Here is a 12,091-nt window from a genome sequence, read left to right as displayed (position 1 = left end):
GGAAATCCGCGCCGATCGCATGGAATGTCGCGAGTTGGCGCGGTGTTTAGCGGAATCACTGCTGAAAAGCAACCGTTCCGCCAAGTTTATTTTCAAAGCCTTAAAGCTTCGAAAGAATGCTTTCGACCTCAGCCGTCACCTGATCGATTTCTGCCATGCCGTCCACGGACTTGAGCTTGCCCTTGGCATGGTAATAGCCGATCAGCGGTGAGGTCTCCTTGTAGTAGACTTGCAGCCGAGCCGTCATGGTCTCCGGGGTGTCATCGGGCCGGCGCTTGAAGTGCGTGGAACCGCACTTGTCGCACACGCCCTCGGCAGCCGGAACCTTATCGGTATCGTGATAGACGCTGCCACACTGTGCACAGGAGTAGCGACCGGCGACACGTCGGATCAACTCGTCATCATCGACACGGAATTCAATGACAACGGAGAGGCCGAGACCCTTTGCCTTCAGCATCGCCTCGGTGGCGTCCGCCTGGACGAGCGTCCTGGGGAAGCCGTCGAGGATGAAGCCGTTGGCGCAATCGGGTTGATCGATACGCTCGGAAACGATGGCAATGACGATCTCATCCGAGACGAGCTTGCCGGCGTCCATGACCGCCTTCGCACGCTTGCCGACATCGGTGCCGGCGTTAACCGCTGCACGCAGCATGTCCCCCGTGGAAAGCTGCGGAATGCCGTGCTTTTCCACGATCCGCTGGGCCTGGGTTCCCTTACCCGCGCCCGGCGGCCCCAAAAGGATAAGTCTCATCGCCCCCTCTTTCCTCCACGCAACTTCGATTTCTTGATCAGGCCTTCGTATTGCTGCGCGATCAGGTGACCCTGGATCTGTGCAACCGTGTCAAGAGTTACGCTAACCACGATCAAAAGCGAAGTCCCACCAAGGGCTAACGGAATGCCGGTTTGCGACACCAATATCTCCGGAAGGATGCAGACGAAGACGAGATAGAGCGCGCCGATCACCGTGATTCGGGTCAGCACATAGTCGATATATTCGGCGGTGCGGTCGCCCGGACGGATGCCGGGAATGAAGCCGCCATGCTTCTTCAGATTATCAGCCGTATCCTTCGGATTGAAGACGATGGCCGTATAGAAGAAGGCGAAGAAGGCGATCAGCGCCGCATAGAGCACCATATAGAGTGGCTGGCCATGACCGAGGGCCGCGACGATCGATGTCGCCCAGGAGGGCATTGCCGTGGTGCTGGCAAAGCCCGCAATCGTTGCCGGCAGAAGCAGCAGCGACGATGCGAAGATTGCCGGAATGACACCTGATGTATTGAGTTTCAACGGCAGGTGGGACGTATCGCCCTGGAACATCCGGTTGCCGACCTGGCGCTTCGGATACTGGATCAGCAGCCGGCGCTGGGCGCGCTCGACGAAGACGATGATGGCGATGACAGCGATCGCGACGATGATCACGAGCAGGATCAGCGGGGTCGACAGCGCGCCGGTGCGGCCGAGTTCGAGCGTGCCGGCAAGAGCAGTGGGAAGGCCGGCGGCGATGCCGGCGAAGATGATCAGCGAGATGCCGTTGCCGATGCCGCGCGAGGTGATCTGCTCGCCGAGCCACATCAGGAACATCGTGCCGCCGAGCAGCGTCAGAACGGTGGAGACGCGGAAGAACCAGCCCGGGTCGACGACCAAGCCTTGGCCGCTTTCAAGGCCGGCGGCAATGCCATAGGCCTGCAGCGCACCGAGGATAACGGTACCGTAGCGGGTATACTGGTTGATGATCTTACGGCCCTGCTCGCCTTCCTTCTTGAGGTTTTCGAGCGCCGGCACGACCGAAGTCATCAGCTGCACGATGATCGAGGCAGAAATATAGGGCATGATGCCGAGCGCGAAGATCGCCATGCGCTCAACGGCGCCGCCCGAAAACATGTTGAAAAGGCCGAGAATGCCGCCTGCCTGGCCGCGGAAAGCCTGGGCATAGGCTTCAGGATTGAGGCCTGGAAGCGGAATATGCGTGCCGAGTCGGTAGACGAGGAGAGCTGCCAGTGTGAACCACAAGCGCTTCTTCAAATCCTCGGCTTTGGCGAAGGTCGAAAAATTGAGGTTGGATGCCAATTGTTCCGCTGCAGAAGCCATGCATTTCTCCGCGCTACCAATTCCGGCGTCTCTGGGGGACAGACCGGACCCGGAATCAGTATGAAATTATTCAAAACCGGGCTTAGGACGGATTGCAACGCAACCCCATGCCTCACCCTTGTTTTCGAGTCTTACCGGCATGACGCGGGCGCGCCAGCCAAGTTTTTGTGAGGCCCACATATGGGAGCAAAATCGCCCGGTGTGAAGCACCCCGGGCGATATATCATCAGATTATTATTCGGCTGCAGCCGGAGCCGAAAGCAGCGTCACGGTGCCGCCGGCCTTTTCGATCTTCTCGACGGCAGGCTTGGAGGCGCCTGCAACGACGATGGTGATCTTGGCCTTGATCTCGCCGTCGGCGAGAACGCGAACGCCGTCCTTGACGCGGCGGATGACACCAGCAGCCTTGAGGGCAGCTGCGTCAACGGTCGTCTTGGCATCGAGCTTGCCGGCGTCGATCGCCGTCTGGATACGGGCCAGCGACACGACAACAAAATCGGAAGCGAAAATGTTGTTGAAGCCGCGCTTCGGCAGGCGACGATAAATCGGCATCTGGCCGCCTTCGAAGCCATTGATGGCGACGCCGGAACGGGACTTCTGACCCTTCACGCCGCGACCACCAGTCTTGCCCGAGCCCGAGCCGATACCGCGGCCGAGGCGCTTGCGGCTGTGGGTCGAGCCTTCATTGTCTTTAATTTCATTGAGTTTCATGAGCGTTTCCTCCGTCTCACTTCTCGTCGACGACGCGAACGAGATGCTGGACAGCACGGATCATGCCGCGAACGGAAGGGGTATCCTCCAGCGTGCGGCGACGGTGCATCTTGTTCAGTCCGAGACCGATCAGCGTGCGCTGCTGGACATCCGGACGGCGAATCGGGCTGCCGATCTGTTCGATCGTGACAGTCTTCGCTTCAGCCTTCTTAGTAGCCTTGGCCATCTGTCAAACTCCTCTTATTCTTCAGAGGCGTTGCCGGAGGCGCTACGACGAGCCTGCAGCGTTGCATACTTGATGCCGCGCTGAGCTGCGATGTCCTTCGGGTGAACCTGGTGCTTCAGAGCGTCGAAGGTGGCGCGAACCATGTTGTAGGGGTTCGACGAACCGGTCGACTTGGCGACGACGTCGTGCATGCCGAGCGTCTCGAATACGGCGCGCATCGGGCCGCCGGCGATGATGCCGGTACCGACCTTGGCCGAGCGCAGCAGAACCTTGCCAGCGCCGTGGCGGCCATGAACGTCGTGATGCAGCGTACGGCCGTCACGCAGCGGTACGAAGATCAGTTCGCGCTTGGCGGCTTCGGTTGCCTTGCGGATGGCTTCCGGCACTTCACGTGCCTTGCCATGGCCGAAGCCGACGCGGCCCTTCTGGTCGCCGACGACGACGAGGGCTGCGAAACCGAAACGACGGCCGCCCTTGACGACCTTGGCGACGCGGTTGATCGCGACAAGCTTGTCGACGAATTCGCTATCGCGCTCTTCACGGCTCTGGCGGTCGTCCCGCTGCGGCCTTCTTTCCTGTGCCATTGTCCTCTTCCTTTTTCTTTTCCGGGTGCAATCGGCAAACAAATGTGGACCGCATCAGCCTCCCCTTTCGGAGAGTGCCTGCGGTCCGGCGAAAATCCGGCCGGCGCTTGAGGCGTCCGGCCGGAAACTGATCAGAAGGTGAGACCGCCTTCGCGGGCCGCTTCGGCGAGAGCCTTGATGCGGCCGTGATAGATGAAGGCGCCACGGTCGAACACGACTTCCGTAACACCGGCCTTCGAGGCGCGCTCTGCGAGGAGCTTGCCCACCACGGTAGCGGCGGCGGTATCGGCACCGGTCTTCAGAGAACCGCGCAGATCCTTATCGAGGGTGGAGGCAGACGCAAGCGTCTTGCCGGCCACATCATCGATGACCTGGGCGTAGATGTTCTTCGAGGAGCGATGAACCGACAGGCGCGGACGGCCATTGGCCACCGACTTGAGATGACGGCGCACGCGGTTGGCACGACGTGCAAGTGCTTCTTTCCTGCTAGCCATTTCGCGTGATCCTTACTTCTTCTTGCCTTCTTTGCGGACGATCCGCTCGTCAGCGTACTTGACGCCCTTGCCCTTGTAGGGCTCGGGACCGCGATATTCGCGGATTTCGGCGGCAACCTGACCGACCTGCTGCTTGTTGATGCCGCTGACGACGATTTCCGTCGGCTTCGGAACAACGATCGAGATACCGACCGGCGGCTCGTAGATCACGTCATGGCTGAAACCGAGGGCCAGCTGCAGGTTCTTGCCCTGCATGGCGGCGCGGTAACCGACGCCGTTGATTTCAAGCTTGCGCTCGAAACCGTCCTTGACGCCCTTGAAGATGCCTTCGATCATCGTGCGGGACATGCCCCACTTTGCGCGCGCATCCTTGGTCTGGTTCACCGGCGTCACGACGACGGCGTTATTTTCAAGCTTGAGGCTGATTTCGTCGTTAGCAACGAAAAACAGCTCGCCCTTCGGGCCCTTTGCAGTCACCTTCTGGCCATCGACCGTAGCCGTGATCCCAGCAGGCACCTGAACGGGCTTCTTACCGATACGAGACATGTTTCAATCCTGTCTGTTCGCTATGGAGATCCCTGCCCGATCTTAGAAGACCGAGCAAAGAACCTCGCCACCAACGTTCTGTTCGCGAGCCTGGTGATCGGCCATCACACCCTTCGGAGTCGAAAGGATGGTAATGCCGAGACCGTTCGCGACCTGCGGAATGGACTTGACCGAGACATAAACCCGGCGGCCCGGCTTGGACACACGGCCGATCTCACGGATCACCGATGCGCCTTCATAATATTTCAGCTCGATGCTGAGTTCCGACTTGCCATTGCCGAAATCGACAACGGAGTAGCCACGGATGTAGCCTTCGGATTGCAGAACATCGAGAACACGTGCACGGAGCTTCGAAGCAGGCGTCGAAACCGACGACTTGCGGCGGGAAGCGCCGTTACGGATGCGAGTGAGCATATCGCCCAACGGATCAGTCATTGTCATGTAACCTGCTCCTTACCAGCTCGACTTGACGATACCCGGCACCTTGCCGAGATTGCCGAGTTCACGCAGCGCAATACGCGACATGCGCAGTTTGCGGTAATATGCGCGCGGACGCCCCGAAACTTCGCAACGGTTGCGAATACGGGTCTTCGATCCATCACGCGGCAGGGATGCCAGCTTGATCGAGGCCTTAAACCGCTCTTCGATCGGAAGAGCCTGGTTCATGATGATCGCCTTCAACCCAGCCCGCTTGGCGGCCTGGTTAGCGACCGTAGTACGGCGGCGCTTGTTCTTTTCAACTGCGCTTGTCTTCGCCATGTCAGGTTCCTTTTCTACGCTCGTCGTTACGGTTATTGACGGAACGGGAAGCTGAACTCTTTCAGAAGAGCCCGTGCTTCGTCGTCGGTCGTCGCCGTCGTGCAAACGATGATGTCCATGCCCCACATCTGATCAACCTTGTCGTAGTTGATCTCAGGGAACACAATGTGCTCCTTGATGCCCATGGCGAAGTTGCCACGGCCGTCAAAGCTTTTCGGGTTCAGGCCGCGGAAGTCGCGAACGCGCGGGAGCGCGATGTTCACGAGACGGTCCATGAACTCGTACATGCGGGCGCCGCGCAGGGTGACCTTCGCGCCGATCGGCATCTGTTCGCGGACCTTGAAGCCTGCGATAGAGTTACGTGCGCGGGTGATGACCGGCTTCTGGCCGGCAATCGCTGCGAGGTCGGCGGCAGCTACCGTCGGCTTCTTCGAGTCAGCGGTCGCTTCGCCGATACCCATGTTGATCACGATCTTGTCGAGCTTCGGAATCATCATCTCGTTGGCGTAGGAGAACTGCTCCTGCATCGCCTTGCGGATGCGCTCGACATATTCCTTCTTGAGCCGCGGCTCATATTTTGCCTCAGCCATCGATCACTTCTCCAGAACGCTTGGCCACACGGACCTTCTTGCCGTCAACAACCTTGAAACCGACGCGGGTCGGCTTGCCGTCCTTGTCGATGATTGCAACGTTGGACAAGTGAACCGGGGCTTCCTTATTGATGATGCCGGCTTCCTGGGTCTGCGTCTGGCGCTGGTGGCGCTTGACGACGTTGACGCCACGAACAACGGCACGATCTTCCTTCGGCATGACCTGGACAACTTCGCCGGTACGGCCCTTGTCCTTGCCAGCGAGCATGACGACCTTGTCGCCCTTACGAATCTTCTGCATCGCTTCGCTCCTTACAGTACTTCGGGAGCCAGCGAGATGATCTTCATGTGGTTCTTGGCGCGAAGTTCGCGCGGAACCGGTCCGAAGATACGGGTGCCGATCGGCTCTTTCTTGTTGTCGATGAGGACTGCTGCGTTGGTGTCGAAGCGGATGACGGAGCCATCCGCACGACGGATGTCCTTGGCGGTGCGAACGACAACCGCCTTCATCACGTCACCCTTCTTCACACGGCCGCGCGGGATCGCTTCCTTGATCGAAACGACGATGACGTCGCCGATCGAGGCATACTTGCGCTTCGAGCCGCCCAGCACCTTGATGCACATGACACGACGTGCGCCGGAATTATCCGCGACGTCGAGGTTTGTTTGCATCTGAATCATATCAGGTCGCCTTCTTGGTTTACCGGAATGGTTGGGCTAGCCCCCTACTCCGGCTTATGAAAATTTTCGCCGGCCGAGCCGCCATGACGGCAGCACAGACGCGGCAATAGCTGAATAGCGCGGGATCGATCGTGCCAGGGTGGTTTCCCGAACGGGACCTTCCGTGCGCTCAAAGCAAAAGAACGCCCGGCATTCGAGCGTTCTGACGCTGCTTCATACAGATATTTCGGCGAGACGCAAGGCCTCGCGCAAAATTCTGTTACTTGCCCTGGGCGGAAATCACCGTCCAGCGCTTGTCCTTGGAGATCGGCGCGCATTCCTCGATGGATACGGTATCGCCAATCTTGTACTGATTGTTCTCGTCGTGGGCCTTGTACTTCTTGGAACGACGAACGGTCTTCTGGAGCAGCGGGTGAGCGAAACGACGCTCGACACGAACCACTACCGTCTTCTCGTTCTTGTCGCCAACGACGACGCCCTGCAGGATGCGCTTCGGCATATTTTTCTTCCTTTAGGCCTTAACTTCTGCCGCCTTCTGGCGGGCAATGGTTTTCACGCGGGCGATGTCCTTGCGGACTTCGTTGATGCGCGAGGACTTTTCGAGCTGGCCGGTCGCCTTCTGGAAGCGCAGGTTGAACTGCTCCTTCTTCAGCTTGGCAAGCTCGTCCTTGAGTTGGTCGGCGGTGAACCCGCGAACGTCTGAGGCTTTCATGAGCTCAATCCCTTACTCTGCAATGCGCTGAACGAAGCGCGTCTTGACCGAGAGCTTGGCAGAGCCGAGGCGAAGCGCCTCACGGGCGATTTCTTCGCTGACACCGTCGATCTCGAACATCATACGGCCAGGCTTGACCTTGCATGCCCAATATTCAACGGAGCCCTTACCCTTACCCATACGGACTTCGGTCGGCTTTGCGGTTACCGGAACGTCCGGGAACACGCGGATCCATACACGGCCGGCGCGCTTCATATAACGCGTGATCGCGCGGCGGGCCGCTTCGATCTCGCGCGCGTTGACGCGGTTGGGTTCCTGTGCCTTCAGGCCGAATTCGCCGAATGCCAGGTCAGAACCGCCCTTGGCGACGCCCTTGATGCGGCCCTTGAACTGCTTGCGGTACTTGGTACGCTTTGGCTGCAACATTTTCTTATTCTCCGAACTTCTCTGCCACGCGCGCTATCAAGCGTTGTCGCGGCGACGGTCTCTGTCGCGGTCACGATCACGGCTTGCCGGACCCTGGGCGTCACCTTCCATCGCGCGGCGCTCGGAAGCCATCGGATCATGCTCAAGGATTTCGCCCTTGAAGATCCAGACCTTGATGCCGCAGATGCCGAACGCGGTTTCTGCTTCAGCCGTCCCGTAGTCGATGTCGGCGCGCAGCGTGTGCAACGGCACACGACCTTCGCGGTACCATTCCGTACGGGCGATTTCAGCGCCGCCGAGACGGCCAGCGCAGGTGATCTTGATGCCTTCGGCGCCAAGACGCATCGCGGACTGAACGGCGCGCTTCATGGCGCGACGGAAAGCCACACGACGCTCGAGCTGCTGGGCGATCGACTGAGCGACCAGCGTCGCATCGACTTCGGGCTTGCGCACTTCGACGATGTTGAGGTGCGTTTCCGAATTGGTCATCTCCGACAGCTTCTTGCGGAGCTTGTCGATGTCAGCGCCCTTGCGGCCGATGATCAAGCCCGGACGTGCCGAGTGGATCGTGACGCGGCACTTCTTGTGCGGACGCTCGATGACCACCTTGGAGATCCCGGCCTGCTTCAGTTCGCTCATGACGAACTTGCGCATCTTCAGGTCTTCGTGCAGCAGCTGGCCGTACTCGGCATTGTCCGCAAACCAGCGGCTATCCCATGTACGGTTGATTCCGAGACGGAAACCGATTGGATTGATTTTCTGACCCATTATGCGGCCTCCTCTGCTGCCTGCACTTCACGAACGACAATCGTCAGGTGCGCGAAGGGCTTTTCGATGCGCGACGCGCGACCGCGGCCACGAGCGTGGAAACGCTTCATGACGATCGACTTGCCGACATAGGCCTCGGCGACAACCAGCGAGTCGACGTCGAGATCATGGTTGTTCTCGGCGTTGGCGATCGCAGATTCGAGCGTCTTCTTGACGGCGCCTGCGATGCGCTTGCGGGAGAACTCCAGCTCAGCGAGTGCGCGCTCGACCTTCTTGCCACGGATAGCCGCAGCAACCAGGTTGAGCTTCTGGGGGCTGACGCGGAGCGTGCGGGCGACTGCTTGCGCCTCGTTGTCCTTCAGCCGGCGTTCGGCTTTTGCCTTGCCCATTGTTACTTCCTCTTCGCCTTCTTGTCCGCGCCGTGACCGTAGTAGGTGCGGGTCGGAGAGAATTCACCGAATTTGTGGCCGACCATGTCTTCATTGACGCTGACCGGGATATGCTTGCTACCGTTGTAGACGCCGAAGGTGAGACCGACGAACTGCGGCAGGATCGTGGAGCGACGGCTCCAGATCTTGATCACTTCACTACGACCGCCTTCACGAACCTTCTCAGCCTTCTTGAGAAGATAGCCGTCAACGAACGGACCTTTCCATACTGAACGAGCCATTGGAGACTTCCTCTCTTACTTCTTACGCTGATGACGCGAGCGCATGATCATCTTGTCGGTCGACTTGTTCGACCGGGTGCGCTTGCCCTTGGTCGGCTTGCCCCACGGTGTCACCGGATGGCGACCACCGGAGGTGCGGCCTTCACCACCGCCGTGCGGATGGTCGACCGGGTTCATGACGACACCGCGGTTATGCGGACGCTTGCCGCGCCAAACGGTACGACCGGCCTTGCCGTCGTTGATGTTGGCGTGATCAGGGTTGGAGACCGCGCCGATCGAAGCAAGGCAGGAGCCATGAACGAGACGCTGTTCACCGGAGTTCAGGCGAAGGATCGCCATGCCCTGGTCGCGGCCGACGAGCTGTGCGTAGCCACCGGCGGAGCGAGCGATCTGACCACCCTTGCCCGGCTTCATTTCCACGTTGTGGATGATGGAGCCGACCGGGATGAACTGCAGCGGCATGGTGTTGCCGGGCTTGACGTCGACAGCCTTCTCGGAAGCGATGACCTTGTCACCGGCAGCGAGGCGCTGAGGAGCGAGGATATAAGCCTTCTCGCCGTCAGCATAGTTCACCAGCGCGATGAAAGCCGTGCGGTTCGGATCGTATTCGATACGCTCGACCGTGCCTTCGACGTCGAACTTGCGACGCTTGAAGTCGATCAGACGATAGGTGCGCTTGTGACCGCCGCCGATGAAGCGGGCGGTGATGCGGCCGAGGTTGTTACGACCGCCGCTCTTGGTCAGACCTTCCGTCAGCGCCTTGACCGGCTTGCCCTTGTAGAGGGCCGAGCGGTCGACGATGACCAGCTGGCGCTGGCTCGGGGTGATCGGATTGAAAGTTTTCAATGCCATTTTCTTATACCTCAGAGACCGGTGGAGACGTCGATCGTCTGGCCTTCAGCCAGCGTCACAACAGCCTTCTTCACGTCCTTCTGCTTGCCGACGAAACCGCGGAACCGCTTGGTCTTGCCTTTACGCAGCAGAGTGTTGACAGCCGTGACCTTGACGCCGAACAGCGCCTCGACCGCAGCCTTGATTTCCGGCTTCGTCGCCTGCTTGGCGACATTGAAAACAACCTGGTTGTTTTCGGATACCAGCGTGGACTTTTCGGTGATCGCCGGAGAGACGATCACATCGTAGTGGCGAAGATCGGTCACTTGAATCGCTCCTCTAGCGCTTCAACCGCAGCCTTGGAAAGCACGAGCTTGCCGCGGCGCACGATGTCGTAAACGTTGATGCCCTGGATCGGCAGAACATCGATGTTCGGGATGTTCTGAGCTGCGAGCTTGAAGTTGCCGTCAAGCTCTGCGCCGCCGATGAAGAGGGCGTTGGTCAGGCCGAGCGTCTCGAAAACGGACGCGAGAGCCTTGGTCTTGGCTTCGGTGGCAACCAGGTTGTCGATGACGATGACGTCATCGGCCTTGATCTTGGCCGAAAGGGCGTGGCGAAGGCCGAGTGCACGAACCTTCTTCGGAAGATCGTGCTCGTGGCTGCGGACAACCGGGCCGTGAGCCTTGCCGCCGCCGCGGAACTGCGGAGCGCGAGCCGAATGGTGGCGGGCGCGGCCCGTACCCTTCTGCTTGTACATCTTGGCGCCGGTGCGCGAAACTTCCGCGCGGCCCTTAGCCTTGTGCGTGCCCTGCTGCTTCTTGGCAAGCTGCCAGCGGATGACGCGGGCGAGAATGTCTTCGCGGGGCTCGAGGCCGAAAATCGCGTCCGAAAGGGAAACCTTCCCGGCGTCTTTTCCCTCGAGGGTCTTGACGTTGAATTCCATTGATCTGGCTCCCTTACTTCGCGGCCGACTTGACGGCGTCGCGCACGATGATCCAAGCACCCTTGGAACCAGGAACAGCACCCTTGATCAGGATCAGACCGCGATCTTCGTCGGTCGAAACTACTTCCAGGTTCTGCGTCGTGACGCGCGTCTGGCCCATGTGACCAGCCATCTTCTTGTTCTTGAAAACCTTGCCCGGATCCTGGCGCGAGCCGGTCGAACCGTGCGAGCGGTGAGACACCGACACACCGTGCGTGGCACGCAGACCGCCGAAACCGTGGCGCTTCATGGCGCCGGCAAAACCCTTACCGATCGTCGTGCCCGTCACGTCGACGAGCTGACCGGCTGCAAAGTGACCCGCCTTGATCTCAGTGCCGACCTCGAGCAGTTGATCTTCCGACACGCGGAATTCCGTCAGCTTGGCCTTCGGCTCGACGTTGGCAATGGCAAAGTTGCCGCGCATCGCCTTCGACGTGTTCTTCACCTTCGCCTGGCCGGCACCGAGCTGAACTGCGGTATAGCCATTCTTTTCGACAGTGCGCGTGGCTACGACTTGGCAGCCTTCCATACGCAGTACCGTTACCGGGACATGCTCGCCGGCGTCGTTATAGACGCGGGTCATTCCCACCTTCTGTGCAATCACACCTGAACGCATCGGTTCAATCCTTCTCACTCAGCCCGAAGACCCGAGGTCTCAGAGCTTGATCTCAACATCGACACCGGCGGCGAGATCGAGCTTCATCAGCGCGTCTACCGTCTGCGGGGTCGGGTCAACGATATCGAGAAGGCGCTTATGCGTGCGCATCTCGAACTGTTCGCGGCTCTTCTTGTCGATGTGCGGGGACCGGTTGACCGTAAACTTCTCGATGCGGGTCGGAAGCGGAACGGGGCCCCGGACGCTTGCACCGGTGCGCTTAGCCGTCGATACGATCTCGCGCGTGGAGGCATCGAGAATCCGGTGATCGAACGCCTTCAGGCGGATGCGGATATTCTGGCCGTTCATTCGACTTTATCCTTGTGTCTGTTATCCGCGTGTCACCACTTAGGGACACGACTTACCTT

23 protein-coding genes are annotated in these 12,091 nt (G+C 59.7%); all 23 read right to left on the bottom strand.

Going from position 1 to position 12,091, the window contains the following annotated elements; translation table 11 throughout:
• Positions 1-100: 100 nt before the first annotated feature.
• Entirely contained in the window at positions 101-751 is a 651-nt protein-coding gene (locus V8P77_RS24135; protein WP_017963910.1) for an adenylate kinase, read from the bottom strand.
• Positions 748-2,088 carry a preprotein translocase subunit SecY gene (secY, locus tag V8P77_RS24130; protein WP_003547569.1) on the bottom strand — a complete coding sequence of 447 codons (1,341 nt, stop codon included), beginning with the start codon at positions 2,086-2,088 and terminating at the stop codon, positions 748-750. Before secY ends, V8P77_RS24135 begins: the two co-directional genes overlap by 4 nt.
• Before the next feature lie 234 nt (positions 2,089-2,322).
• The gene (gene rplO / locus V8P77_RS24125) at positions 2,323-2,799 is read right to left on the bottom strand and encodes a 50S ribosomal protein L15 (protein WP_003547567.1); all 477 of its coding nucleotides are present in this window, start codon (positions 2,797-2,799) and stop codon (positions 2,323-2,325) included.
• 16 nt (positions 2,800-2,815) lie between these two features.
• Positions 2,816-3,025 (bottom strand): 50S ribosomal protein L30, encoded by a 210-nt coding sequence (gene rpmD, locus V8P77_RS24120; protein ID WP_003547566.1) that lies wholly within the window; start codon positions 3,023-3,025, stop codon positions 2,816-2,818.
• A 14-nt stretch (positions 3,026-3,039) separates the two neighbouring features.
• Complete coding sequence (gene rpsE / locus V8P77_RS24115) at positions 3,040-3,609, bottom strand: 30S ribosomal protein S5 (protein WP_003547565.1); 570 nt, start codon at positions 3,607-3,609, stop codon at positions 3,040-3,042.
• Between the two features lie 131 nt (positions 3,610-3,740).
• Positions 3,741-4,103 carry a 50S ribosomal protein L18 gene (gene rplR, locus V8P77_RS24110; RefSeq protein ID WP_335914538.1) on the bottom strand — a complete coding sequence of 121 codons (363 nt, stop codon included), beginning with the start codon at positions 4,101-4,103 and terminating at the stop codon, positions 3,741-3,743.
• A 12-nt stretch (positions 4,104-4,115) separates the two neighbouring features.
• Positions 4,116-4,649: a 50S ribosomal protein L6 gene (gene rplF, locus V8P77_RS24105; RefSeq protein ID WP_017963907.1), complete on the bottom strand. Its 534-nt coding sequence runs from the start codon at positions 4,647-4,649 to the stop codon at positions 4,116-4,118.
• A 42-nt stretch (positions 4,650-4,691) separates the two neighbouring features.
• Entirely contained in the window at positions 4,692-5,090 is a 399-nt protein-coding gene (rpsH, locus tag V8P77_RS24100; protein ID WP_003547562.1) for a 30S ribosomal protein S8, read from the bottom strand.
• 12 nt (positions 5,091-5,102) lie between these two features.
• The gene (rpsN, locus tag V8P77_RS24095) at positions 5,103-5,408 is read right to left on the bottom strand and encodes a 30S ribosomal protein S14 (protein ID WP_003547561.1); all 306 of its coding nucleotides are present in this window, start codon (positions 5,406-5,408) and stop codon (positions 5,103-5,105) included.
• 32 nt (positions 5,409-5,440) lie between these two features.
• Positions 5,441-5,998, bottom strand: coding sequence for a 50S ribosomal protein L5 (rplE, locus tag V8P77_RS24090; protein WP_129418891.1), 558 nt, complete (start codon positions 5,996-5,998; stop codon positions 5,441-5,443).
• On the bottom strand, positions 5,991-6,299 hold the full coding sequence (rplX, locus tag V8P77_RS24085; RefSeq protein ID WP_003547559.1) for a 50S ribosomal protein L24: 309 nt from the start codon (positions 6,297-6,299) through the stop codon (positions 5,991-5,993). The genes rplE and rplX overlap by 8 nt, the downstream gene beginning before the upstream one ends.
• Before the next feature lie 11 nt (positions 6,300-6,310).
• The gene (gene rplN / locus V8P77_RS24080) at positions 6,311-6,679 is read right to left on the bottom strand and encodes a 50S ribosomal protein L14 (RefSeq protein WP_003547558.1); all 369 of its coding nucleotides are present in this window, start codon (positions 6,677-6,679) and stop codon (positions 6,311-6,313) included.
• 259 nt (positions 6,680-6,938) lie between these two features.
• Positions 6,939-7,178 (bottom strand): 30S ribosomal protein S17, encoded by a 240-nt coding sequence (gene rpsQ / locus V8P77_RS24075; RefSeq protein WP_003547557.1) that lies wholly within the window; start codon positions 7,176-7,178, stop codon positions 6,939-6,941.
• Positions 7,179-7,190: 12 nt separating this feature from the next.
• On the bottom strand, positions 7,191-7,391 hold the full coding sequence (gene rpmC / locus V8P77_RS24070; RefSeq protein ID WP_003547556.1) for a 50S ribosomal protein L29: 201 nt from the start codon (positions 7,389-7,391) through the stop codon (positions 7,191-7,193).
• Positions 7,392-7,403: 12 nt separating this feature from the next.
• On the bottom strand, positions 7,404-7,817 hold the full coding sequence (gene rplP / locus V8P77_RS24065) for a 50S ribosomal protein L16 (RefSeq protein ID WP_003573792.1): 414 nt from the start codon (positions 7,815-7,817) through the stop codon (positions 7,404-7,406).
• Positions 7,818-7,853: 36 nt separating this feature from the next.
• Positions 7,854-8,585 carry a 30S ribosomal protein S3 gene (rpsC, locus tag V8P77_RS24060; protein WP_003547554.1) on the bottom strand — a complete coding sequence of 244 codons (732 nt, stop codon included), beginning with the start codon at positions 8,583-8,585 and terminating at the stop codon, positions 7,854-7,856.
• Positions 8,585-8,974 (bottom strand): 50S ribosomal protein L22, encoded by a 390-nt coding sequence (rplV, locus tag V8P77_RS24055; RefSeq protein ID WP_003547553.1) that lies wholly within the window; start codon positions 8,972-8,974, stop codon positions 8,585-8,587. Before rplV ends, rpsC begins: the two co-directional genes overlap by 1 nt.
• A 2-nt stretch (positions 8,975-8,976) precedes the next feature.
• A complete protein-coding gene (gene rpsS / locus V8P77_RS24050; RefSeq protein ID WP_003547552.1) occupies positions 8,977-9,255 on the bottom strand; it encodes a 30S ribosomal protein S19 in 279 nt (92 codons plus the stop codon).
• Between the two features lie 15 nt (positions 9,256-9,270).
• Positions 9,271-10,107, bottom strand: coding sequence for a 50S ribosomal protein L2 (gene rplB / locus V8P77_RS24045; protein ID WP_003547551.1), 837 nt, complete (start codon positions 10,105-10,107; stop codon positions 9,271-9,273).
• A gap of 11 nt (positions 10,108-10,118) precedes the next feature.
• Entirely contained in the window at positions 10,119-10,412 is a 294-nt protein-coding gene (locus V8P77_RS24040; RefSeq protein WP_003547550.1) for a 50S ribosomal protein L23, read from the bottom strand.
• Complete coding sequence (gene rplD / locus V8P77_RS24035; RefSeq protein WP_003573800.1) at positions 10,409-11,029, bottom strand: 50S ribosomal protein L4; 621 nt, start codon at positions 11,027-11,029, stop codon at positions 10,409-10,411. The genes V8P77_RS24040 and rplD overlap by 4 nt, the downstream gene beginning before the upstream one ends.
• A gap of 13 nt (positions 11,030-11,042) precedes the next feature.
• On the bottom strand, positions 11,043-11,684 hold the full coding sequence (gene rplC, locus V8P77_RS24030; RefSeq protein WP_003547548.1) for a 50S ribosomal protein L3: 642 nt from the start codon (positions 11,682-11,684) through the stop codon (positions 11,043-11,045).
• Between the two features lie 39 nt (positions 11,685-11,723).
• Entirely contained in the window at positions 11,724-12,032 is a 309-nt protein-coding gene (gene rpsJ, locus V8P77_RS24025; RefSeq protein WP_003547547.1) for a 30S ribosomal protein S10, read from the bottom strand.
• Positions 12,033-12,091: the final 59 nt, after the last annotated feature.

It is taken from the genome of Rhizobium aouanii, assembly GCF_037002925.1.
GTDB classification, from domain to species: Bacteria; Pseudomonadota; Alphaproteobacteria; order Rhizobiales; family Rhizobiaceae; genus Rhizobium; species Rhizobium aouanii.
Note: the sequence above shows the minus strand (reverse complement) of the source record. Positions and strands in the feature narration are given on the sequence as shown.

What these genes read in the sequence shown, in the direction of transcription:
- rplV (WP_003547553.1), bottom strand. Translation starts at nt 8,974, where the DNA reads ATGGGCAAGGCAAAAGCCGAACGCCGGCTGAAGGACAACGAGGCGCAA.
- rpsC (WP_003547554.1), bottom strand. Translation starts at nt 8,585, where the DNA reads ATGGGTCAGAAAATCAATCCAATCGGTTTCCGTCTCGGAATCAACCGT.
- rpsN (WP_003547561.1), bottom strand. Translation starts at nt 5,408, where the DNA reads ATGGCGAAGACAAGCGCAGTTGAAAAGAACAAGCGCCGCCGTACTACG.
- rplE (WP_129418891.1), bottom strand. Translation starts at nt 5,998, where the DNA reads ATGGCTGAGGCAAAATATGAGCCGCGGCTCAAGAAGGAATATGTCGAG.
- rplB (WP_003547551.1), bottom strand. Translation starts at nt 10,107, where the DNA reads ATGGCATTGAAAACTTTCAATCCGATCACCCCGAGCCAGCGCCAGCTG.
- rplF (WP_017963907.1), bottom strand. Translation starts at nt 4,649, where the DNA reads ATGTCTCGTATCGGTAAGAAGCCCGTTCAGGTGCCTGCTGGGATCACG.
- rpsH (WP_003547562.1), bottom strand. Translation starts at nt 5,090, where the DNA reads ATGACAATGACTGATCCGTTGGGCGATATGCTCACTCGCATCCGTAAC.
- rpmD (WP_003547566.1), bottom strand. Translation starts at nt 3,025, where the DNA reads ATGGCCAAGGCTACTAAGAAGGCTGAAGCGAAGACTGTCACGATCGAA.
- rpsJ (WP_003547547.1), bottom strand. Translation starts at nt 12,032, where the DNA reads ATGAACGGCCAGAATATCCGCATCCGCCTGAAGGCGTTCGATCACCGG.
- rplX (WP_003547559.1), bottom strand. Translation starts at nt 6,299, where the DNA reads ATGCAGAAGATTCGTAAGGGCGACAAGGTCGTCATGCTCGCTGGCAAG.
- secY (WP_003547569.1), bottom strand. Translation starts at nt 2,088, where the DNA reads ATGGCTTCTGCAGCGGAACAATTGGCATCCAACCTCAATTTTTCGACC.
- rplP (WP_003573792.1), bottom strand. Translation starts at nt 7,817, where the DNA reads ATGTTGCAGCCAAAGCGTACCAAGTACCGCAAGCAGTTCAAGGGCCGC.
- rplN (WP_003547558.1), bottom strand. Translation starts at nt 6,679, where the DNA reads ATGATTCAGATGCAAACAAACCTCGACGTCGCGGATAATTCCGGCGCA.
- rpsQ (WP_003547557.1), bottom strand. Translation starts at nt 7,178, where the DNA reads ATGCCGAAGCGCATCCTGCAGGGCGTCGTCGTTGGCGACAAGAACGAG.
- rplO (WP_003547567.1), bottom strand. Translation starts at nt 2,799, where the DNA reads ATGAAACTCAATGAAATTAAAGACAATGAAGGCTCGACCCACAGCCGC.
- rpsS (WP_003547552.1), bottom strand. Translation starts at nt 9,255, where the DNA reads ATGGCTCGTTCAGTATGGAAAGGTCCGTTCGTTGACGGCTATCTTCTC.
- rpsE (WP_003547565.1), bottom strand. Translation starts at nt 3,609, where the DNA reads ATGGCACAGGAAAGAAGGCCGCAGCGGGACGACCGCCAGAGCCGTGAA.
- V8P77_RS24135 (WP_017963910.1), bottom strand. Translation starts at nt 751, where the DNA reads ATGAGACTTATCCTTTTGGGGCCGCCGGGCGCGGGTAAGGGAACCCAG.
- rplD (WP_003573800.1), bottom strand. Translation starts at nt 11,029, where the DNA reads ATGGAATTCAACGTCAAGACCCTCGAGGGAAAAGACGCCGGGAAGGTT.
- rpmC (WP_003547556.1), bottom strand. Translation starts at nt 7,391, where the DNA reads ATGAAAGCCTCAGACGTTCGCGGGTTCACCGCCGACCAACTCAAGGAC.
- rplC (WP_003547548.1), bottom strand. Translation starts at nt 11,684, where the DNA reads ATGCGTTCAGGTGTGATTGCACAGAAGGTGGGAATGACCCGCGTCTAT.
- rplR (WP_335914538.1), bottom strand. Translation starts at nt 4,103, where the DNA reads ATGGCTAGCAGGAAAGAAGCACTTGCACGTCGTGCCAACCGCGTGCGC.